The following is a 22,476-nucleotide window of genomic DNA, read 5'->3' on the forward strand; positions in this document are numbered from 1 at the left end:
GTTAATCAAATTTTGTTTTTCCTTGCTTTGAAAGCAAGATAGAGGCAATAATCTTTCACTTTATCAATATCTAAATTCTTCATTCCTGATACGATCGTATTCACCGCGTTCAAATCGAAATTTAGAAAAAATGTCTTTCGTATGCCAACAATGGATGTGAGCATGATTATGCACCGAATCAGATGAAGTGTTGAGAAAAACCAAATTCATTTTATCTATTTTGAAATTTGGAATGTAGTGATTCATCGCAATTTCATTACTGTACATATTGATAACGCCGCCATACCACCCTGGCCATTTCCCCTTTTGATCTTTAAAGTCATGGGTTAGTAAATACTTTGCTATCTTAACGGCCTGTTGCGATACCCTGATAACCTCATGAGGCGGACCGTAATGAGCTGCTCCAATATTATGGCGTCCTTTGTGTATTAAGCCACGAATTTCAGCAACTCGTTTTATGTTCTCTTTTACTTCACTTGTAGAAACATAGCCGCCTTTTCCGGTTGTGTAAAGTTCAGGATAATACTGATTCCAGGCTGGTGTCAGGAATGTGTCGGCATCGGTTCTTAAAATATAGTCATATTGATTTAAAATATCTATTTGCGGGTCAATATAGTAGTGAATCGAATTAATTCGCTGGTATTTTGCAACTTCTGGAGGTTCACTGGCTTTTTTAACTTCAATTTTAATACAATCATCTGGAATATTTAGAAGAGCATCCTTTGTCCCAAATACGACCAATTCAGCATCACTGAATGAATGTATTTAAGTGAAGTATAAAGCCAGCTAAACTGCAGCAACAATCTCTTTCTATTTTCTAAAAAAACAATAACTGCTCTTTTCAATTATTTCACTCCTGGGATGATTATTTACTTATTTATATTCAGAAATAATCGAATGGAGAGAGGTAAAGCATTTTTTAAAGTAATTATGTTAATAATTATTGTCCGCATTTTCATTGGAATCTTGAAAATCTAAACTACTTAATAATAATCTTTATACCAATCAATAAATTTTCCAATTCCTTCTTCCACCGATGTTTTTGGACGAAAATTGATTTTACTATATAGATCCTCAACATCTGCAAATGTTTCAGGAACATCCCCTTCCTGAAGGGGTAAAAATTCTTTCTTGGCTTTCATGCCCAATTTTTCCTCTATAGCGTCAATAAATTTAATTAAATTTACAGGACTGTTATTTCCGATATTAAAAATTTGAAACGGCGCTTTACTTTGGTTAGGTTGTAAATTACAGCTGCTATTTGGAACAGGTGGGAGTGGGATCAACCTAACGATGCTTTCAATAATATCATCAACATAAGTAAAATCACGTTTCATAAGTCCATAATTAAAAATTTTTATTGGCTCATTGTTTAAAATTGATTTTGTAAATAAAAACAATGCCATATCCGGTCTTCCCCATGGTCCATATACTGTGAAGAATCTCAGTCCAGTAGTAGGCAGTCCAAATAAATGGCTATAAGTATGAGCAAATAGTTCATTTGCTCTCTTGGTGGCTGCATATACACTGATAGGATGGTCCACAGGTTGTTCCGTGGCAAATGGCAATTTGTCGTTTATTCCATAAACTGAGCTTGTTGAAGCGTAAATAAGATGCTTAACCTTTATGCGCTTGCACTCTTCTAAAATATTTAAAAATCCAGTAATGTTAGAGTCTACATAAGCATGGGGATTTATCAGGCTGTATCGTACTCCAGCCTGGGCGCCTAGATTAATAACCACTGAAGGCTGATGGTGTTTGAATATTTCGAATATTTCTTGTTTATCCTCCAAATTTACTTTTTTAAAAGTGAAACTCCTAAAAGGCAATAATAGGTTGAGACGCGATTTTTTTAAAGAGACATCATAATAGTCATTTAAATTATCAATACCGATGACCTCGAAGCCATCCTCGAGAAGTCTTTTTGTTAGATGGAAACCAATAAAACCTGCACATCCGGTAATTAATATCAATATATTTCCCTCCAATTACTTGTCTAAAAATTTATTATACTTTACTACCTAAATCTGAATTTCGTTATAAAATGCAATTTTAAAGAAGTAACAAAACACTTTGCAAAAGCAAAGCATTTTGTCATAATTATTAATCTCCAGTCCTAGATGTGGTTGATTACCTTCTATTAAGATAGTTTGATCTTATTCGTTATTTTCCGAACACTCTTCTTTAGGTGCGGCAGTTGTTGTCGGAACTGCGGTCGTCGTTAGTGCGGCTTTGGTTTGTGTGGCGGCTTTGGTTTGTGTGGCGGCTTTGGTTTGTGTGGCGGCTTTGGTTTGTGTGGCGGCTTTGGTTTGTGTGGCGGCTTTGGTTTGTGTGGCGGCTTTGGTTTGTGCGGCGGCTTTGGTTTGTGCGGCGGTTGTGGTGGCGCAGCGGTTGTTGTTGGTGCCGTTGTTGTCGTTGGTGCCGCTGTTGTCGTCGGTGCTGCCGTTGTCGTCGGTGCGGCGGTTGTTGTCGGTGCAGCGGTTGTTGTCGGTGCTGCGGTTGTTGTCGGTGCTGCCGTTGTCGTCGGTGCCGCTGTTGTCGTCGGTGCCGCTGTTGTCGTTGGTGCGGCTGTTGTCGTCGGTGCCGCTGTTGTTGTCGGCGCTGCCGTTGTAGTTGGTGCTGCTGTTGTTGTCGGCGCTGCCGTTGTAGTTGGTGCGGCTGTTGTTGTCGGTGCGGCCGTTGTTGTCGGTGCCGCTGTTGTCGTCGGTGCCGCTGTTGTTGTTGGTGCTGCTGTTGTTGTCGGCGCTGCCGTTGTAGTTGGTGCGGCTGTTGTTGTCGGTGCGGCCGTTGTTGTCGGTGCCGCTGTTGTTGTTGGTGCTGCTGTTGTTGTCGGCGCTGCCGTTGTAGTTGGTGCCGCTGTTGTTGTCGGTGCGGCCGTTGTTGTCGGTGCCGCTGTTGTAGTTGGTGCCGCTGTTGTTGTCGGTGCTGCTGTCGTTGTCGGCGCTGCGGTTGTCGTTGGTGCAGCGGTTGTTGTCGGTGCCACGGTTGTTGTCGGTGCCGCTGTTGTAGTTGGAGCCGCTGTTGTTGTTGGTGCGGCCGTTGTTGTCGGTGCCGCTGTTGTAGTTGGTGCCACGGTTGTTGTCGGTACGGCTGTTGTAGTTGGTGCCGCTGTTGTTGTCGGTACGGCTGTTGTCGTCGGTGCGACTGTTGTCGTCGGTGCGACTGTTGTCGTCGGCGCTGCCGTTGTTGTCGGTGCGGCTGTTGTCGTTGGTGCGACTGTTGTCGTCGGCGCTGCCGTTGTTGTCGGTGCGGCTGTTGTCGTTGGTGCTGCTGTTGTTGTCGGTGCGGCTGATGTAGTTGGTGCGGCCGTTGTCGTCGGTGCGGCCGTTGTCGTCGGCGCTGCTGTTGTCGTCGGCGCTGCTGTTGTCGTTGGTGCTGCTGTTGTCGTCGGTGCGGCTGTTGTCGTCGGTGCGGCTGTTGTCGTCGGTGCGGCCGTTGTCGTCGGTGCGGCCGTTGTCGTCGGTGCAGCGGTTGTCGTTGGTGCAGCGGTTGTTGTCGGTGCGGCGGTTGTTGTTGGTGCAGCCGTTGTCGTCGGTGCGGCCGTTGTCGTCGGTGCGGCTGTTGTCGTCGGCGCTGCTGTTGTCGTTGGTGCGGCTGTTGTCGTCGGTGCGGCTGTTGTCGTCGGTGCGGCTGTTGTCGTCGGTGCGGCTGTTGTCGTCGGTGCGGCCGTTGTCGTCGGTGCAGCGGTTGTCGTTGGTGCGGCGGTTGTTGTCGGTGCAGCGGTTGTCGTTGGTGCAGCTGTTGTTGTTGGCGCAGCTGTTGTCGTCGGTGCGGCGGTTGTTGTCGGTGCGGCGGTTGTTGTTGGTGCAGCCGTTGTCGTCGGTGCGGCGGTTGTTGTCGGTGCGGCGGTTGTTGTTGGTGCAGCCGTTGTCGTCGGTGCGGCGGTTGTTGTCGTCGCGGCGATTGTTGTCACTTCAAGGCATTCCCACACACCCCAAGCACAGCCACTAGTACATGCACACTGCCCTCCACCTAATACTCTTTGAAACCGAGCACAAACACGTTTACCATTTAACAATTTTTCTGAGAAAGTTCCGGCTGATACACAGATTTCAAACGTTCCGGATTCGTTTATTCGTAGTTTATGATCATTGTCATTAGTAAAAAATTTATATCTATAATCTCCACAATCCATTGGAGATATAAACCCGCCATTTTTATAACCGAAAGCCCATGAAGCCGGACTGACACTTGATTCGGCAACTGAAATAAACGGCCCATAAAAATCAAAGAAAAATTGGTCAATTAGGGGGCTTGGTTCGTTTGGATCATTTGAATTCAGTTTTAAAGTATTATTCGTTACCACAAATTTGATACATGAACCGTCATCATTAACTGTAGCTTCAATTTTTGCAAGGATTTCCCTACTGCCAACCATTCCTGATAACTTAATATCACACACCATATATTTTCACTCTCCTTTGCCTATCTTTTCAGGGACTTTTTCTCAATACTCTGTCCATTTACCATATGTAATAACAAAAAATTTGAATAGGCATATATATCTACTTTTAGCAAATTATGGACTTTTTTTCACACCACTGTTATTTCGGGCACATATATATATTCAAGACGATGGTAAAAGGAGTGTTATCATGGGTATAGATGAAGAAAAGCCGCTTGTTTCTATTGTATTTCCAGTGAAAAATGAAGGAGAAAATATTAAAAATACAATCAACTCCTTATATAAAACTAAAACAGACTACCCTTACGAAATCATTGTTGTTGATGACAACTCAGAAGATGGTTGTTGTGATTATTTAATACAATCCCAGGATAAAAAAATCAAACTGGTTCATGCCAATAATGCAGGAGCTGCTTTAGCCAGAAACATCGGTGGTGAGCAAGCCACAGGAGAGTATGTTATATTTTGCGATGCTCATTTGTTTTTTGAAGATTACTGGATGGATAGATTATTAGAACCTTTAAGGGCAGGAATCGCTGATGCCATAAATCCAGGCATTGCCAGCGCCGATAGTCCTAACAAAGTTGGATATGGTTATACATGGAATGAAAATTTAGACCCCAAGTGGAATATTGGAAAAAGAGGACTATTTGCATCCCCTCTTATAGCTTCAGGATGTTTGGCGATGAGTAAGAAAGTGTTTGATGACATTGAAGGATATGAAAGAGGATTTCGGGTGTGGGGAAGGAACGATGATGATATCTCTTTAAAACTATGGTTATTTGGTTATAAATGTTTCGTTTTACCTGAAGTAAAAATTCGCCATATTTTTAGAAAGAAATCACCCTTTAAGTTTACATGGAATGATGTCAATTATAACTTCATGCGAATGGCTTACAGCCATTTTAACGAAGAAAGAATTGAAAAATGTAAAAAGCTGATAAAACATTCGAACGCAGTTAAAATCGTAGAAGAAGTGTTAAAAAGCGATGTTTTGGAACAGCGGGAACGTTACTTAAAAAAACGCAAGTATGATGATGATTGGTATATGAAACGGTTTAATGTTCAATTTTAAATCATAACCTCTCCGAAATTTAGGAGAGGTTATTTCTTTTGTTAAAAAAAGAAACTCAATAGCATATTCCCTCCGCGAAAGCCGTTTCCAATTTCACTTTTGTCCATATTATATTTCTGAAAGAACAGAAAGGAGATTGAAATGGGTGTTCCCAAAAAAAACTCAAAAGTATCTGTTATTATTCAAGCCCAAAACGAACAAGAAACAATTGGTGGACTAATCAATGAAATCAAAAAACTAAACCCTCATGAAACTATTGTTGTGGTGAACGGCTCAACCGACGATACAGGAAAAATTGCAAAAAATCTTCATTGTAAGGTCATTCATTTTTCTGAATCATTAGGGATCAATGTAGGCAAGTCAATAGGCGCTTTAAAAGCGGAAGGAGACATTCTGCTTTTTTTGGATGGTGACATGGTTATAAAGGCTGAAAAATTAAAACCCTTTATTACCGCTATAGAAAATGGTTATGATGTTGCCTTAAACGATTTAAACATCCTTATTAAAAAAAAGAGAATTTTTACAACCTCTCTTTGTAAAGTTGCCTTAAATAGTTTAATGAAAAAGAAAGACTTGCTTGTGAACTCCTTTGTTGCTATACCCAATGCAATAAGTAAGTCAGCCCTTCATAAAATTGGCTGGTGGAATTTAACCGACCCGCCAACAGCTCAAGCGATGGCTGTCCTGCAAAATTTAAAAATAACAGTCCCAATCAAAGTAAATGTAGTCGGTCTTAACCCAGTCAGAAAAGCACATAAAACAAGAGAAAAAAATTCACCCTATGCAAAAACAACAAGCCGGATTGTAGGAGATCACTTATCCGCTCTGAACCTGCTTATTAACAAGAGAGGAAGAAGGGGCGGTTTTACAGGAGAAAGAGACTTTTCTGCCATTAAAAATTATGATCCATTCCAATTTAAGAAACAATCTAAAGTAAAACGAAGTGCAGTTATCTCAGCAGAATCGAAAAAGAAAAACTTAGAGACAAACATCCGGCAATTACTTCATGCTAATGTGGAAGACATTGTCCTGCTTATTGAAAAGAATGATCTGTATTCAATAAATAAGTATAAAGAAATAGAACAAGTTACTCTGGTTGAACTTCCTGAAAAATACCAGCCGTTTATGTCAAGGGCAATAGGTGCCAATAACACCTTTGGTGAAAACATCCTTTTCATAGAAGGCGATAAGTCTTTAACAACCGGGGAAGTATTGAACTTTTATTCTGAAGCAGAAAAAGGTGACGGCATTGTTTTAAATAAAGACTCCCATTTCCTTGAATCGATGTATCCTATATGTCAACAAACCATCATTAAAAGTTTTCTAAATACGGTTTTAAAAAAGCCTTCCTTATTAAATATTTCTCTATACAGCACACCTCATGTTTTGAACAGAAAAGTTCTCGAACATATTGGAACTGAATCTCTTATGATTCCGGCGTTGGCTTATACAAAGGCAATAACTGCAGGTTATACAATTTCAACGCCTTATGCGATAAGGGAAGAAGGAATTCAATTGGATGATGATTTAGTATTCGGTGATCATCTGGAGGCTATTCACTTTTACCTATCAAAAGCAGGCATAAGGGGTGGCTTTAATGATGGCGGGAAAAACCGTAAATTGCTGGAGCAATTAAAAATTGAAGAAGGTGATCTTAATTTTGAGTAAAATTGCTATTATTGGTTTGGGGTATGTGGGTCTTCCCCTCGCCCAATTATTTTTACAAAATCAACACGTTGTTTACGGTATAGATTATGATGTAAAAAAAGTTGCAGCCATTAATAATGGCAAAAGTTATTTAAGTGATTTCAAAGATAAAGATATAGAAAAAATGGTACAAACCGGAAACTTTTTTGTAAGCAATTCATATGAGGCCATTTCAAATGCTGAAGCGATTATTCTTTGCGTTCCTACTCCTTTATCAGAGGATGATACACCAGATATTTCATACATCGAAAATGCCATTTCAAAGTCATTACCTTTTTTAAAAAATGAACAATTAGTCATCCTTGAAAGCTCAACTTATCCCGGCACTACCGAAGAAATCATTGTGCCTTTAATCAGCCAAAATAAGAAATTTACTATAGGAAATGATTTTTTTGTTGCTTACTCACCAGAACGAATTGATCCCGGGCAGAAGCAATTCGGTTTACATCAAATTCCTAAAATTGTTGGTGGCGTCACCCAAAAATGTACTGAAAGAGCCAAAAGTATCTATGAAACTATTTTTAAAAGTGTTGTAACAGTTTCATCCCCTAAAGTTGCGGAAATGAGTAAGCTCGTTGAGAATACCCAGAGACTGTTAAATATTTCTTTAATGAATGAGTTAGCAATGTTTTGCGATAAAATGGAGATCAATCTTTGGGAAGTAATAGAAGCATGCAGTACAAAACCATTTGGTTTCACTCCATATTTCCCGGGACCAGGAATTGGCGGGCATTGTATTCCAGTAGATCCACTCTATTTATTATGGAAAGCAGAAAAACATCATTCCGAATTGGCATCAATTAAAGTTGCTCATGAAATAAATCAAAGAATGCCCCAATTTGTTTTGGAGAAAATTGCAAAACACATAAAAAAACCATTATCAACCGCCAATTTATTTGTAATTGGCGTCACTTATAAAAAAGACGTAAATGATATACGAGAATCAAAAGCACTAGATATTCTTACAAGCTTAATGGAACTAGGAGCGAATGTTGATTACCACGACCCATTTATCCCCCAATTATATGTTAAGAATGCAGAACTCCAATCGACTCCCTTATCTTCCGAAAAACTTAAAGCAGCTGATTGCATATTGATCTTGACTGATCATTCATATATTGATTATGACATGATTTTAGAAGAATCGAATCTAATCATTGACACAAGGAATGCAATAAAAAGTAAAAAGCACTTTGGTAAGGTTGTTTTATTGTAATTTTATTGGCAACTACTCATTCAACAAAATAAACAAATTATCTGCAGAAGTATCGGTCCTGAAAAATTCTGCTGTCCAATGATCTCATGAAAAAGTTGCTGAATTTACCTAACTTATGGAAAAAACCTTACGAAAAGCCATATTGAAAGAAATCGTTATGCTTCTTATGCAATTAGTAAATATATGTCCACAAAAGAGTTGTTGAACGTTCTCTCAGACCTTGGGAGATTGAAAATAATGGCCTACAAAATTGATATTAACGTAAATAACAGTGGCTACAAGTCATGGGAACAGGTAATGAAGGAAAACTCCGGGGGCGAGCGATTTGTTTCTTTTTTTGCAGTCCTTGTTGCGCTTATGTCATATACTCGGATCAGTATGAAGTTTGAAGATGATTACCAGCGGAATACCGATATGAAGGTATTGATTATGGATAACCCGTATGGACCGATCTCGTCAGAGCATTTGCTGAAACCACTGTTTAAAATTGCCCAAAAGTATCATACCCAATTGATTTGTTTGACTGACTTAAAACAGAATTCAATCCTGAACTGCTTTAATTTAATCTACATGATAAAAATCAGGCAAAATGTTTTTGGAACGAATGAATACATTCAGCTAGAGCAGCAAATCAAAGAGGATGCAAAGGTCGAGAAAGATGAAATGTTAGAAAAGGCTGTGTTTAGGGCGAAAGAGGTGGAGCAGATTAGTTTGTTTGAATAAATTCTCCCCGCTAGCGTGATGAGTCCAAGGATGTTGAATTGATGAACCCTGGAGGAAATATACTAATAAAAAAAGGCTAACGATTTAACCAAAAAGGGAATTCCGCTATAATGATAAGCTTTGCGTGGGGGAAACCCCATACATTCCGAAACCGGAAACGGAGTATCGGAAATGGGGTACATCTAGTGGTGGGAGACGGCAGCTGGATCGCCGAAATGCCACCATTAGAAACTCTTATATTAGTGGCAGCAGTATCCAGCAAATAGCTAATGAGTATTACCTATCAACCCAAACCATTAAGAAAATTGTTTATTCACATAAAAAATAGACATAAGCACTGATGAAAAATTTCTTCATCAGTGCTTTTTTATGTAAAAATCGTTTCTAAGTCATTTTCTCCATTTTAAAAGCTTGCTATATTGTAAAAAATAAGAATAAGAGATGTCAGCAAAATGTTAGGAGAGCCAGGTAATGATCGAAAAATTTATTAAAAATGAATAGTTAAATTTTATAAAAAAACAGATTGCGTTTATTAAGGACAGCGCCCAAAAGCATGTACCTCCAAATGTTTTGGCTGCTGTGATCGACTTAGCCAATGCCAAATCTTGGACCTCTTTCCAAATGCATCACCTGAACAACAAGAAATGGTGGATCTTTCTAGATTGAAAACAGATGATGAGTATGAGCAATATATCCAGCATCTTTCGGACTTTTTGCTTCCCTTTCCAAAAATCACCGAGCAGCAACTGAAAAAAATGTTTCCAAAGAATAAAAAACTAAGACTGCCTGATTTTTCACAAATAGACCACAGCCAACTGACCTATTTAAGCTGGAACGATCTAAGATCCAATAGAAAATTTATTGTATATGAGATGGATGGAAAAATGTCCGGAATTGAATGTAAATTCACACCAACTAGTAAAAAAAATCTTTGTTCCTTCTGTAATCAATTTGGCGAGGTAGCGTTTTTTTCCACAATAACAAAAGCGAAACAAGCTAATAACCCGGATTATTACAAGGCCATCGGCAATCTTATATGTGCTGATAGCAGCGAATGCAATAAAAAAATAACCAATATTGAATATTTAACAACCTTTCTAAAAGAATCACTAGATATGTAAAAAACTGCACACGTTGCCAGTTATCATTTTTCCCCCATTATTCTAATTCAAAGTTATACCTATTGTATTAGAATCTCCTTTATACCCGGTGATGTCCCTGAAGAAGATTTTGGTTATCTAACGCTAATTGAGCATTTGACAATATAGTTTAAATAGTCAGATGAACTAACCCGTCATTATTAAATTCAAGGCTTTGTTAATGCTCAATGTTGATTGGAGTGGAAGACGCGTGACTCCTGCAGGAGCAGCGGGACAGGTGAGACCCCGCATGAGCTTTAGCGAGAGGCTCACCGCCCCGCGGAAAGCGAAGCGCCTGGAACGGAAATCAACATTCTAGTTTAACAGAGCCAAATTAAAAAGGGATAACCTTATTATTCTCTAAAGCTTGGGTATACTATCAAAAAATTGTTATTTAAATGTATTGACAAAAACTCTAATTGTAACTAAAATGATTACAGGTAATCAAAATGGTTATAACTTAATTAAAACTTTATTAATTTTCAATAAATCGTTTAGGGAGGAATTAGACAATGAAAATGTTAGTAACAGGAGCAACAGGGAAATTTGGCACTAAAGTTGTAGAAACGTTATTGAAGACTGTATCAGCCAGTCAATTGGCGGTTAGTGTTCGTAAACCAGAGAAAGCGGAAGGGTTTCGGGCTCGTGGAGTAGATGTTCGACACGGAGATTTTGATTATCCCGAAACATTGGATTCTGCCTTTGCAGGTATTGATCGCTTATTAATTATATCTGCGGATGGAGACAATGAAACACGAATTCGTCAGCATTCCAACGCAGTGGCCGCGGCAGAGCGTGCTGGAGTTAAATTCATAGCATATACCAGCATAGCGAATGCACAGGAAAGTAAAAACTTATTCGCCCCAACCCATAAGGCAACAGAAGAGGCAATCTTAAAAACAGGTATCCCTTACTCCTTTTTACGTAATAACTGGTACATGGAGAATGAAATTCCAAGCATTCAAGGTGTCATTGGAGGAGCTCCTTGGGTAACATCAGCAGGAAACGGCAAGGTAGGCTGGGCACTGCAACAAGATTATGCAGAAGCTGCGGCAACGGTATTATCTGGTAATGGACATGAAAATACAATCTACGAACTATCAGGTAAGTCATTGACTCAAGAAGAACTGGCATCCGCTCTTGGCATTGTACTGGGGAAAGAAGTACCTGTGGAACAGGTTGATGATACCATATATGCTGGTATTATGAAAAATGTTGGATTACCAGATTTCGTTATTTCTATACTTGTTGACATCCAAAGAAGCATTCGGGAAGGCACACTAGATTTTGAGAGCAATGATTTCGAAAAACTTCTTGGTCATCGAGCAACCACAATCAGCACGGCTTTGAAACAAGTTGTTAGCCAAATTTCTCAAACAGAGAATTAAAATTAATCAAAAATAGGATTCCTTGTCAGAATGTGTAACATTTTCTTGGAACAGGGTACTAGTTCAACATATATTAAAAAAGGCAGTTTCTCTTTAAAGAGGGACTGCTTTTTTGCTCATTACTAGTAAGTTGGTGGAATATTATGTTCAGGTACATGTACTGACACCTTTCCCTTTTACCAAGTGTATAAAAATCCCTTTGTTTCCGAGAGTGATAAATTATTTTTGAATAATAATTACTCGTTCTGAAATATCTCAATCCTCAACAAATATTAATATTTATGGGAATATTCTAACGCTTCCAACATTAAACAATAAAAATATTAATATTGTAATATATCTAAAAACTCATTATAATGCTTTAGAAAGACAGTTGTGTTTATGGAATGGAATTTGATGAAAATGGTCATCAACCGAACAAATTCCAAATCCCTATTGAATTCATGATGGTTATTGGATGAACCTTTGGAAAGACTCTTAGGAGCCTCGAAGGAGAAAATCGCTAGTCTAGATAAATGGAACGTGGACAAATCGAATAAAAGTTAGATAAAAACTAGTGGGGGAACGATCAATGAAAGTACTAATGAAAAAGTGGAATCAAGTGAGTTTGGTTAAACAAATCATTGTAGGGTTGATTATTGGAATTATCCTGGCTATAACGATCCCAGCTGCTGCAAAACCAGTTGTGATTTTTGGCTCTTTATTTGTAGGGGCTTTGAAAGCAATTGCACCTGTATTAGTGCTGTTCTTGGTTATGTCGGCCATTGCCCAACACAAGAGTGGTAAGAAAACGAATATGTCAACGATTATCGGCCTTTATCTTTTAGGCACCTTTTTAGCTGGCTTAATTGCAGTTATTGTAAGCTTTATGTTTCCTGTAACCTTAACACTTGCAACGGGTGCAGGTGATGTGACGGCTCCAAGCGGTGTGGTAGAGGTACTCAAAACATTACTGTTAAACGTTGTCGATAACCCAGTTAAAGCTATTTATAATGCTAACTATATCGGTATTTTAGCTTGGGCGGTACTTCTAGGTTTTGCTCTAAAAAATGCCGCTGATTCTACAAAAACTCTAATTGCGAATTTTTCAGATGCTGTATCCAAAATGGTTACATGGGTGATCAGATTTGCCCCTTTAGGAATCATGGGTCTAGTATTTGAATCTATTACGACAAATGGAATAGAGTCTTTACTAAGTTATGGTAAATTACTTGCAGTATTAATTGGATGTATGTTCTTTGTAGCACTTGTAGTAAATCCTATTATTGTGTTCGCAACTATACGTCAAAATCCATTCCCACTTGTATTTAAATGCATAAGGGAAAGCGGTATTACAGCGTTCTTTACACGAAGTTCTGCAGCCAACATTCCTGTAAATATGAGATTATGTGAAAAACTAGGTTTGAATAAGGATGCTTATTCAGTATCCATTCCATTAGGCGCAACCATCAATATGGCTGGTGCCGCTGTTACTATTTCTGTTTTGACCCTTGCTGCAGTTCATACACTAGGCATTCAAGTGGATATTCCTACTGCAATAATCCTCAGTGTACTGTCAGCTGTCTGTGCTTGCGGTGCTTCAGGGGTTGCTGGTGGTTCTCTTTTACTGATTCCTCTAGCATGCAGTTTATTCGGAATCCCAGATGATGTTGCAATGAAGGTTGTTGGTGTCGGCTTTATTATAGGCGTTTTACAAGACTCATTTGAAACCGCACTTAACTCATCCACAGACGTACTTTTCACAGCAGCAGCTGAATTTAAGGAATGGCGTAAAAAAGGTAAAAAAATAGATATCCAAAAAGCAGCATAAAGCAAAATAAGGTGTCAGGCACCATCCAATTTTCTGGGTGGGTCTGACACCTTTTTTTGTATTTTTTTCACAATTGACTATGTCCTTTTTGCTAATGAATTTTTAGAATGCTTGTTTTTGAAATGGCTTATAGAATCAGTGGAACCGTCCCTAAATCATAATATAGATCGTATGCGATGTATCGTGTTGAATGTATCGTATTCGATGTTTTGTGAAAGGGGTTGACCAAGAAGATGGAAAAAGCGGAATTAATTCGAGAATCCATTGAATTTTTACAACGTTTTATGATGAAAAGTATTCAGAAACATTCCGAGGAGCATGGCGTTACAATTCCTCAAGCGAGAGTAATTGGGGAAGTGTTTTCTCATAAGGCAATCAGTATCAAACTGCTCTCTCAAAACTTAAAAATGACCCAAAGTACAGTTTCAGATATCGTTGAACGACTTACTGCGAAAGGTCTTCTCGTGAAAACGACTAACCCAAAGGATAAGCGTTCAGTGGAGATTTCACTTTCTAACGAATTATCCGAAGGAATACATGAGAGCATATCAGAAATTGCAAATAAGTCATTCGTAGGTGTTTTAAGTCTATTAACCCCTACCGAACAGGAGACTGTCGAACAAGGAATGCAATTGTTGGTTTCTGCTGTTAAGGAAAAAATGGAGACAGATGGAATGGACCATTTTGACTTCTTTGATGTTGTGTACTTTCCTGAAAAAACAAACAAGCAAAAATAACAGATAATATGAAAACGGAGGATGTAAGGTGAGAAAGATTATAAAAGGCCGTTGGGCCATCCTATCAATATGGCTGATTGCAACAATCGTGCTAACCGTAATTCAGCCAGATATCAATGCCATACTACGGCTTAAAGGACAGCAAGGAACGAGTAATGACAGCCCCTCAGCCATTGCAGATAACATCTTGAAAAAGATGGATACAACGAAGGGGATCAACAGCCTTATCGTTTTTTATGATAAAAACAAGATTTCAGATGACGATATGGTAAAAATCGGTGATGCTGTAAAAGCAATTAGCGATAGCAGCAAAGAGATTGGTATTGCGGGCATCATTGATCCTTTCAGTATGCCTGATGCAAAAAGCTCTTTAGTTTCGAAAGATGGTACCACCCTTATGGTGAGCTATAAGCTTGATAAAAAAGGAAGAGAAGTTGACGATATCGAGAAAAGGTTCGACAGCAAGCTAAAAAAAGTACCTGCTGAATACTATCTTAGCGGGGAAGAGTTTATCAATAATGATTATTTGAAGGCAACACAAGCGGGTGTCGAAAAGAGTGCGGCCTTAACCGTAATATTTATTTTAGTCGTTCTTATCCTTACTTTCAGATCAGTTTTAACACCTTTGATATCCTTGGTGACGGTAGCCATTGCTTATCTTTGTTCGATGGGAATTGCCGCTCAATTAATTGATAAAGCTGGGTTTCCTATAACCAGTCTTACCCAAATGCTCCTAATCCTTATCCTCTTTGGGATCGGTACTGATTACAACATCCTACTTTTTAATCGATTTAAGGAAGAACTATCCCATGGTCATTCGGTAGATGAATCAATTTTAAATACTTATAAAACGGCAGGTAAAACCATTGCATACAGCATACTGACTGTATTTATTGCTTTCCTTGCTCTCGTTTTCGCAGAATCACCAATTTATCGTTCCGGTGTTGTGGTTGTCATTGGGGTAAGTATATTATTGCTTGAAATTTTGACCCTAACTCCGTTTATGATGAAGGTGTTGGGCAAAAAACTTTTCTGGCCTTCAAAGAATGTAACAGGTTATAAAGAAAATAAGTTCTGGGGAACAACCTCCTCCTTTGCTGTCAAGCATCCGATTATATCTACGGTCATCATCCTTTTGATCATAGGTCCAGTGGTGTTTATGCAACAGGAAAAGCTTAATTTTGATACTGTTGGGGAACTTGGAAATAAATATCCATCTTCCAAAGCGATTAATTTAGTTTCGGACCATTTCGGCAAAGGCCAGGCAATGCCTGCTACTGTAGTGATTGAAACTAGCAAAGCACTTGATAATAATCAATCACTTGCAGTCATTGATGATGTAACGGAAAGATTGAAGAATATTTATGGGGTTAAGCTGGTTTCTTCTGTTACTCAACCTCAAGGTAAGCAAATTGATGGTTTTTACATCGACAATCAAATGGGGTCTGTTACGGATGGGATATCCCAAACACAAGATGGTGTGGATCAAATTCATGATGGTTTAAAACAAGCACAAGACGGACTCCAATCAGCAGACTTTTCCAAAGTCAGCCAAATGGTTGATGGAATGGAAAAGCTACAAGGTGGTATGGTAGCCATTAACCAATGGATTGAAACAAATCCAAACGGGTATCGATGATGGGTCTAGTCATTCACAAACGATTACTAACGGGATTGCGACCATTGAAACGAATCTCTCCAAGATGAGCAGTGGTGTTAGCTTATTAGCTGAAAATTATGGGAAGATGCAGGCTGGGTATTTAGTGATGGGGACTCACTACCAAGATGCGGCACAGGCCCTTCTTGGAGTGAAAAGTGCGCTGTCACAAATGCAATCAATGGTAACAGCCTTAGGCAGCAGTTATCCAAATTCAGAGGGTGATGCTAATTATTTGGCATTAAAGCAAACTATCGTGCAGTTAACAGATTCATTAAGTCAAATTACACCTGAAGGTATCCAAATATTAAATGCGAATTATAATGCCGTAACGGCTGGTTTTGGTACAGCAAATATAAATCTGACCGCCATGAGCAGCGGTTTAGCGCAAATGGCAGATGGATTGAAAAAACTTGAATCTGGTCTCGGTCAAGCCTCTTCAGGAATTGGCACCATCGTAACGAATATGAACAGTGTCAATGATGGGCTAGGCAAGATGAAATCGGGTCAGCAACAGCTTGCAGACGGACTTAATGGATTCGGTGTTTTTGGAGAAAAACTGTCAGATGTCAACACCGGGTTAAAGCAAATCTCTGACGGACTGGGACAAACGAATGGTTACTTAACTCAACTTAATTCAAATAAAACCTTCTTTATGCCAAAGGAAGCGTTGACGAACAAGGACTTTAAAAAATCCTTCGACATGTTCATGTCCAAGGATAGAACAATCACAAAAATGACGATTGTTTTGAATAATGACCCTTATTCTGAGAAGTCTTTAAAGACGATAGAAAAAATCAATAAAACGGTTTCCAATGGACTTAAGGGTACCGTTCTCTCGAATGCTAAGAGTGGGACATCAGGACCAAGTGCGACAACAAACGATATGAATGATATATTGACCAGAGATCTGAATAAAACAACCGCGATTGTCATTATCGGTGTCTTGCTTGTATTGTTCTTTGTCATAGGATCTTTCTGGACACCTGTTTTCATCACGGCATCCCTTGTCGGGGCATACTATGCGGCGATGTTCATCATCAATTATATTTTCTTAGATTTGAAGGGGCTGGAAGGTATTTCTTCCTTCGTGCCATTCTTCTCCTTTATCATCATTGTCGCCTTGGGAGTGGACTATAGTATTTTCTTAATGATGCGGTTTAAGGAATATCCTCACATGTCGGCTACAGAGGCGATCGTGCTGGCTTCAAGGAATATAGGTGGTGTGATTATTTCAGCAGTGATCATCCTAGGAGGTACCTTCGCAACACTTATGCCTGCTGGTATCGTGCTTTTATCTGAACTGGCGGTTGCGGTTATTACTGGCCTGGTCATCCTTTGTTTTGTATTACTTCCTGTCTTTGTTCCAGCAATGATGGCTCTTCCAGATGCAGTTAAGAATCTATTCACAAGAAAGGATTCACAGGATTCATCAGGACGGTTCTTATAGGTGACAATCTGAAGTTTTACGCTTGAAAAAGGTGTTAGGTACTTTCCATTTTAATGGACGGTGCCTGACACCTTTTTTCTTTTTAATGTATAGTAAGGATAGGTCATAATAATGAAGCACGAACAGTAATGCTGAGTTATATGAATGGAGGGCGTACAATGAGAAGGATTATTTTATCGACAGAGAGTGGAGCGGATTTACCAGGTGAGTTAGCTGACAAATATGCTGTTCAAGTAGTTCCGATGCACATCATCATGGATGGAAAGGATTATTTAGATGGCTCTTTACCGGTAACTGATATTTATGACTATTATGATCGTACAAAAAAAATACCCTCTACAACGTCCACAAATGCTCATGAATATCATGAGTTTTTTAATAAGATAAAAGTTGATTTTCCCGATTGCATCATTATACATATTGGTTATACGTCAAAGGCATCTTCTTCCTTTCAAAATGCGATAATCGCAGCAGAAGATTTTGAAGACCTTTTTCTAATTGACGCTTTGAACGTTACAGGTGGATTAACAGCCATTGTGATGTATGCTGCTACTTTGTTAGAGAAAGAACCTACGATTGAACCAGTTCGCTTAGTAGAAAAAATAGAGTCAACGGTTCCTAAATCAAGGCTAGCTTTCATTCCAGGCAGTTTAGAATTTTTAAGAGCGGGTGGACGTGTAAGTAATATTGCCTATCTTGGAGGGGCTTTGTTAAAAATAAAGCCATGCATCGAATTAATTGAAGGAAAGCTTGTTTCAACTAAAAAATATCGTGGGAAAATGAGCGGAGTTGCCGAAAAGCTCATGCGCGATTATTTAAATGATTACGACATTGATAGAGAACATCTTTATTTTCTTTACTCAATCGGCCTCGATGAAAGGATTAAACAGCGGATGGATGAAGTCGCCAAAGAAACTGGATTCAAAAATGTAAAATGGATTCAAGCAGGTGCTATGATTTCTACTCACTCTGGACCTGGTGGCTTCGGGATTGCAGGATTAGAACTTTCGGCAAGGTTCTGAAACCGTTCCTGGCATTTGATAATGACCTGACCTTATAAAAGTATGCAAAATCATCAGCATCTAAAAAATTGATAAGTTTCCATAAATATCCCTATAATAGGATATATATAAGACTAGGGCTCAAGTTGAAAAGTTTCTTCATGATAGATATCAGCAAGTGTTTCTTTATTTTGGAAATTGTCTGCTTTTTATCAAGATGTCACTTCATAAAGAAGCAAATACACTAGATGAATTATGGGAATAGTTCATTCTTGTGAAAAATTAGGAGGTCATTATGGGAAGACTAATTCATTTCGAAATTCATGTGAATGATATGGAACGGGCCAAAAAGTTTTATGGAGAAGTATTCGGGTGGTCATTTCAAGATTGGAGCGATTATGCAGGTATGCCTTACTTTGGCGCAGTGACTGGCAATGAAAATGAACCTGGAATCAATGGTGCATTGATGCAGCGTCAAAGTGCTCCGCCGGAAACAAACCAAGCCTTAAATGCATTTGCCTGTACAATGGGAGTGGAAAATTACGATGTCACTGAAGCTAAAATTATTGAGAATGGTGGCAAGGTAGCAATGCATAAATATGCCCTGCCTGGAATGGCGTGGCAAGGATACTATTTAGATACCGAAGGAAATACATTTGGGATTCATCAACCAGATGTGAAAGCAAAATAGGTGATTCACGTGGACTGTTCTTACAGGGAACAATCGGAAGTTTAACGCACAAAAAGGGTGTAAGTTACAATCCAATTCATATAGAGAACAAGCCACAGACTCTTGTTTGACAAGAGTCTGTGGCTTGTTTTATTTAATGGCTGTAGTATTTATGAATGAACGATTCTTAAATGGCAAAAGCTAAATGAAACCTACACAGGGGGATTTTAGCATATGGATACTATAAGACCAAAAAAAATAGTGACGAGAAGAACAACCCATCCAGATACAAATGAAGTGATAAATTCAGCAGAAATCGGTAAACTTTGGGCTACTTACATGGGGAATAGTATGTCCAAATACGTCTTAAGGTATTTTCTTCAGCATGTCGATGATGAAGAAATAAAAAAGGTTTTAGAAAACGCGCTCAATTTAAGTGAAGATTTTCTAAAAACAATTGAAGAAATACTAGTTAATGACCAACATCCAATTCCATTTGGATTTACTGAAGGAGATGTAAATCTGGATGCTCCGAGGTTATTTTCTGATGAATTTTACCTTCATTATTTAAAATATGCGGGAAAAGCAGGGCTCAGCCTCTATGCAATAGCCGTCCCGTTAATGGCGAGAGTAGATATTAGAGATTTTTTTACCTATGTAATTGAAGCGACTGTAACACTGGGAAATCAAATAAACGATTTATTAATCACCAAGGGCTTCTTATCAAAACCACCGAATATCCCGATCCAGGATAAGGTGGATTTTGTAAAAAAACAAAGTTATTTAACCGGATTTTTGGGGAATGTGAGATCACTCCATGCTTTGGAAATTGCCCATTTGTACGATAATATCGAAAACAATACCACTAGCAAGGCTTTATTAATTGGATTTGGTCAAGTAGCCAAATCGGAAAAGTTACGAAAATATTTATGGAAGGGAAAAGATATGACTGCCAACCACATTGAGCTTTGCTCGCAGAAACTGACGAAAGAGGATTTACCCTCTTCGCCCCTTTTGGATACACTCGTGACAACTTCAACATTTTCTCCCTTTTCAGATAAATTAATGTTGTTTCATAAAGTAGACATGTTCTCAATACGGATCAGTGCCTATGGAAATTCAATGGCTGTTAACGGAAGACATGACATCGGGGCTATGTACGGTAAATTTCTATTGGAAGTAGGGTTATATGTTAATGAAGGAGCACAATTAATGATTGATAACGGCTGGTTTGAACAACCACCAAAAGCAGCGGATCGAAATGACATAGGCACAACCTAGCATCGTCAAGCACTTGAAATAATTTAAGTGCTTTTATTTTTGAAAATCAAAAAAATAAGGTCCAAAAATTCCTTATTGAGTGAATTTGAGGATTATATTCTAAAATAACTGCATATTTCCAATAAATCGACAAATAAATCATAATTATTGAACAAGTGACTAAAAGACTGATGTATAATAAAGGCAGAAAATAGAAGGATGTTAAAGATTTTAATGCGAATCAACTGCTTGAGGAGAAACAGTAGTAGATTGGTTGTTATATTAGGAGGGTTGGTTGATCTTGGTAAATCGTGAAGTACCTTTGAGAGAAAGAAGTATTGTATTTATAGGGTTCATGGGGGTTGGAAAAACCACTATAGGCAAACTGGTAGCCAAAAAACTTTATCGAGATTTTATCGATATCGATGAAGAAATTCAAAAAGAATATAATATGCCGGTTTCACAAATTTTTGAAAAGATCGGTGAAAAGGCTTTTCGGGAAAGAGAAAAGAGTCTCATCACAAGTTTGTGTGACCAAAAATTGAAAATCCTATCACTAGGTGGTGGTGCATTTTTACAAGAAGAAATCAAAAAAGTATGTTTGTCTAAATGTATTGTTTTCTTTTTGGATTTGTCTTGGGAGAGTTGGAAGGACCGGATCAGCTTGATTATTGATAGCCGTCCAGTATTACAGGGGAAATCTATTGATGAAATTGAAGAGCTTTTTAATAAAAGACAAGAAATCTATGCGGTACACCATTCAAAAGTGGAAACTGATAACCATGATGTTGAAGAAGTAGCACAATTTATAGTCGATTCCTTAAAGTTGGCCTGGGAGTTAAATTAAACATCATACATATGTTATAACCATATGTGCACATAAAACGTAACATATTGAAAATTGTTCAAAAAGCTTTGGATAAGATGTGAACAAAAAAATCACCATAAACGCTATCTTTTTAAGGAATAATTGTCACTACAGTCATTAGGTAGGATGATTATTTCTTTTTTTATATATATAGTTTTTTTCTATGAATTTAACGTAAAATATTAATTAGACTTTGAAATTAAGTCATTGCATAATGAGATTGTAATATATTTCACAAAGTATTTTATTGGATGCAAAATAATGTTTTTTTTATTTAAATCGCAAAGGGTGAATATCATGACGGGTACATTAACAATAAAAAATATGACGATTGGCGAAGGAATCCCCAAAATTATCGTGCCACTTGTTGGAGTATCAGAAGCAGAAATTATCCAAGAGGCAGAATTAGTGAAGTCTCTTCAGCCCGACGTTGTGGAATGGCGTGTCGATATTTATGAACACGTTGAAAGCTTAGAAGCCGTTACAAATATGATAACTAAGCTTCGCGAAGTATTTTCTGAAACACTCATATTATTTACTTTCAGAAGTCATAAAGAAGGCGGAAACAAAGAAATAAGCGATCAGTTTTATGTAGAGTTAAATCAAACAGCAATCCAAACGAAAAATATTGATCTAGTTGATGTTGAATTATTTAATGAAGAAAAGAATGTTATATCGCTTGTTTCGGCTGCTAAAGAAAACGGTGTTTTTGTCATTATGTCAAATCACGACTTTTTCAAGACCCCGGCAAAGGATGAAATTGTAAGTAGACTACGCAAAATGCAAGAGTATGGAGCAGATATTCCGAAAATTGCAGTAATGCCAACTAGTGTAGAAGATGTGATTACATTAATGGACGCAACAAACACAATGAAAACACAATATGCTGATCGCCCAATCATTACGATGTCGATGGCAGGTACTGGTGTAATTAGTCGTTTGGCTGGCGAATTTTTTGGTTCGGCATTCACGTTTGGAGCAGGTAAGTCAGCTTCAGCTCCAGGTCAAATTCCAGTTTCAGATTTAAGAACGGTTCTCGAAATTTTACACAAAAGTATGTAATTTTTGATGAGGGAGGACAGTGGAATCTATTAAAAAAGCGGCTATCCTCTCTTTAATAGCTGGAAATGATAAGGTCGAATTCTCGGTTGTTGTCTTATATAATCCTCTATAATCCATAGATAAAAACTATCAATAAATATGTTTTATTCGATTAGACATTATAGATTTCTATCCCTTATACTCAAGGTGTCAAGACGACAACAATCAGAATTACTTAAATTCCCCCCCATAGTGAGTGATAGAAAAATAATTCACTTTGGATATGAATGTGAAATCATTCACAAAACATGCTTAACTTAAGAAAACTA

Annotated in this window: 18 protein-coding genes and 1 pseudogene; 17 read left to right on the plus strand and 2 right to left on the minus strand. The window is 38.3% G+C overall.

Features of this window, described 5'->3' with window-relative positions; genetic code table 11:
* Positions 1-63: 63 nt before the first annotated feature.
* Both B1NLA3E_RS05415 and B1NLA3E_RS05420 read right to left on the minus strand, forming a co-directional pair.
* Positions 64-741, minus strand: coding sequence for a DUF7164 domain-containing protein (locus tag B1NLA3E_RS05415; RefSeq protein ID WP_015592833.1), 678 nt, complete (start codon positions 739-741; stop codon positions 64-66).
* A 242-nt stretch (positions 742-983) separates the two neighbouring features.
* Positions 984-1,976, minus strand: coding sequence for an NAD-dependent epimerase (locus B1NLA3E_RS05420; protein ID WP_051120195.1), 993 nt, complete (start codon positions 1,974-1,976; stop codon positions 984-986).
* Positions 1,977-2,255: 279 nt separating this feature from the next.
* Between B1NLA3E_RS05420 and B1NLA3E_RS25180 the strand changes: the two genes are divergently transcribed.
* The 17 genes and pseudogenes from B1NLA3E_RS25180 (at position 2,256) to aroD (ending at position 22,168) form a co-directional block, all read left to right on the plus strand.
* Positions 2,256-3,986: a hypothetical protein gene (locus B1NLA3E_RS25180; protein ID WP_041580323.1), complete on the plus strand. Its 1,731-nt coding sequence runs from the start codon at positions 2,256-2,258 to the stop codon at positions 3,984-3,986.
* Between the two features lie 609 nt (positions 3,987-4,595).
* Positions 4,596-5,480, plus strand: a complete 885-nt coding sequence (locus tag B1NLA3E_RS05430; RefSeq protein ID WP_015592836.1) for a glycosyltransferase family 2 protein — start codon at positions 4,596-4,598, stop codon at positions 5,478-5,480.
* Between the two features lie 141 nt (positions 5,481-5,621).
* Positions 5,622-7,148: a glycosyltransferase family 2 protein gene (locus B1NLA3E_RS05435; RefSeq protein ID WP_015592837.1), complete on the plus strand. Its 1,527-nt coding sequence runs from the start codon at positions 5,622-5,624 to the stop codon at positions 7,146-7,148.
* Positions 7,141-8,403, plus strand: a complete 1,263-nt coding sequence (locus B1NLA3E_RS05440; protein ID WP_236619607.1) for a nucleotide sugar dehydrogenase — start codon at positions 7,141-7,143, stop codon at positions 8,401-8,403. Before B1NLA3E_RS05435 ends, B1NLA3E_RS05440 begins: the two co-directional genes overlap by 8 nt.
* 237 nt (positions 8,404-8,640) lie before the next feature.
* Complete coding sequence (locus tag B1NLA3E_RS05445) at positions 8,641-9,126, plus strand: hypothetical protein (RefSeq protein WP_015592839.1); 486 nt, start codon at positions 8,641-8,643, stop codon at positions 9,124-9,126.
* Positions 9,127-9,241: 115 nt separating this feature from the next.
* Positions 9,242-9,454, plus strand: a pseudogene (locus B1NLA3E_RS25545) (CD3324 family protein); the annotation flags it as partial.
* A gap of 334 nt (positions 9,455-9,788) precedes the next feature.
* Positions 9,789-10,247: a FusB/FusC family EF-G-binding protein gene (locus B1NLA3E_RS05450; RefSeq protein WP_236619608.1), complete on the plus strand. Its 459-nt coding sequence runs from the start codon at positions 9,789-9,791 to the stop codon at positions 10,245-10,247.
* A gap of 530 nt (positions 10,248-10,777) precedes the next feature.
* On the plus strand, positions 10,778-11,653 hold the full coding sequence (locus B1NLA3E_RS05455) for an SDR family oxidoreductase (RefSeq protein ID WP_015592841.1): 876 nt from the start codon (positions 10,778-10,780) through the stop codon (positions 11,651-11,653).
* 571 nt (positions 11,654-12,224) lie between these two features.
* Positions 12,225-13,463: a serine/threonine transporter SstT gene (gene sstT / locus B1NLA3E_RS05460; RefSeq protein ID WP_015592842.1), complete on the plus strand. Its 1,239-nt coding sequence runs from the start codon at positions 12,225-12,227 to the stop codon at positions 13,461-13,463.
* A gap of 233 nt (positions 13,464-13,696) precedes the next feature.
* Positions 13,697-14,200 (plus strand): MarR family winged helix-turn-helix transcriptional regulator, encoded by a 504-nt coding sequence (locus B1NLA3E_RS05465; protein WP_015592843.1) that lies wholly within the window; start codon positions 13,697-13,699, stop codon positions 14,198-14,200.
* 28 nt (positions 14,201-14,228) lie between these two features.
* Positions 14,229-15,839, plus strand: coding sequence for an MMPL family transporter (locus B1NLA3E_RS25550; protein WP_236619609.1), 1,611 nt, complete (start codon positions 14,229-14,231; stop codon positions 15,837-15,839).
* Positions 15,811-17,307, plus strand: a complete 1,497-nt coding sequence (locus B1NLA3E_RS25555; protein ID WP_236619610.1) for an MMPL family transporter — start codon at positions 15,811-15,813, stop codon at positions 17,305-17,307. The genes B1NLA3E_RS25550 and B1NLA3E_RS25555 overlap by 29 nt, the downstream gene beginning before the upstream one ends.
* Positions 17,308-17,465: 158 nt before the next feature.
* Positions 17,466-18,329 carry a DegV family protein gene (locus B1NLA3E_RS05475; protein ID WP_015592844.1) on the plus strand — a complete coding sequence of 288 codons (864 nt, stop codon included), beginning with the start codon at positions 17,466-17,468 and terminating at the stop codon, positions 18,327-18,329.
* A 274-nt stretch (positions 18,330-18,603) separates the two neighbouring features.
* Positions 18,604-18,999: a VOC family protein gene (locus B1NLA3E_RS05480; RefSeq protein ID WP_015592845.1), complete on the plus strand. Its 396-nt coding sequence runs from the start codon at positions 18,604-18,606 to the stop codon at positions 18,997-18,999.
* 213 nt (positions 19,000-19,212) lie between these two features.
* Complete coding sequence (locus tag B1NLA3E_RS05485) at positions 19,213-20,259, plus strand: DUF3231 family protein (RefSeq protein WP_015592846.1); 1,047 nt, start codon at positions 19,213-19,215, stop codon at positions 20,257-20,259.
* A gap of 277 nt (positions 20,260-20,536) precedes the next feature.
* Positions 20,537-21,085: a shikimate kinase gene (locus B1NLA3E_RS05490; RefSeq protein WP_187292180.1), complete on the plus strand. Its 549-nt coding sequence runs from the start codon at positions 20,537-20,539 to the stop codon at positions 21,083-21,085.
* A 282-nt stretch (positions 21,086-21,367) separates the two neighbouring features.
* Positions 21,368-22,168 (plus strand): type I 3-dehydroquinate dehydratase, encoded by an 801-nt coding sequence (aroD, locus tag B1NLA3E_RS05495; RefSeq protein WP_015592848.1) that lies wholly within the window; start codon positions 21,368-21,370, stop codon positions 22,166-22,168.
* Positions 22,169-22,476 lie beyond the last annotated feature (308 nt).

Origin of the sequence: Bacillus sp. 1NLA3E (assembly GCF_000242895.2) — a bacterium.
GTDB lineage: Bacteria > Bacillota > Bacilli > Bacillales > Cytobacillaceae > Bacillus_BU.

Excerpts from the sequence above, each read along its gene's own strand:
- B1NLA3E_RS05430 (WP_015592836.1), top strand. The coding sequence starts at position 4,596 with ATGGGTATAGATGAAGAAAAGCCGCTTGTTTCTATTGTATTTCCAGTG.
- B1NLA3E_RS05435 (WP_015592837.1), top strand. The coding sequence starts at position 5,622 with ATGGGTGTTCCCAAAAAAAACTCAAAAGTATCTGTTATTATTCAAGCC.
- B1NLA3E_RS05445 (WP_015592839.1), top strand. The coding sequence starts at position 8,641 with ATGGCCTACAAAATTGATATTAACGTAAATAACAGTGGCTACAAGTCA.
- B1NLA3E_RS05455 (WP_015592841.1), top strand. The coding sequence starts at position 10,778 with ATGAAAATGTTAGTAACAGGAGCAACAGGGAAATTTGGCACTAAAGTT.
- sstT (WP_015592842.1), top strand. The coding sequence starts at position 12,225 with ATGAAAGTACTAATGAAAAAGTGGAATCAAGTGAGTTTGGTTAAACAA.
- B1NLA3E_RS05465 (WP_015592843.1), top strand. The coding sequence starts at position 13,697 with ATGGAAAAAGCGGAATTAATTCGAGAATCCATTGAATTTTTACAACGT.
- B1NLA3E_RS05475 (WP_015592844.1), top strand. The coding sequence starts at position 17,466 with ATGAGAAGGATTATTTTATCGACAGAGAGTGGAGCGGATTTACCAGGT.
- B1NLA3E_RS05480 (WP_015592845.1), top strand. The coding sequence starts at position 18,604 with ATGGGAAGACTAATTCATTTCGAAATTCATGTGAATGATATGGAACGG.
- B1NLA3E_RS05485 (WP_015592846.1), top strand. The coding sequence starts at position 19,213 with ATGGATACTATAAGACCAAAAAAAATAGTGACGAGAAGAACAACCCAT.
- aroD (WP_015592848.1), top strand. The coding sequence starts at position 21,368 with ATGTTTTTTTTATTTAAATCGCAAAGGGTGAATATCATGACGGGTACA.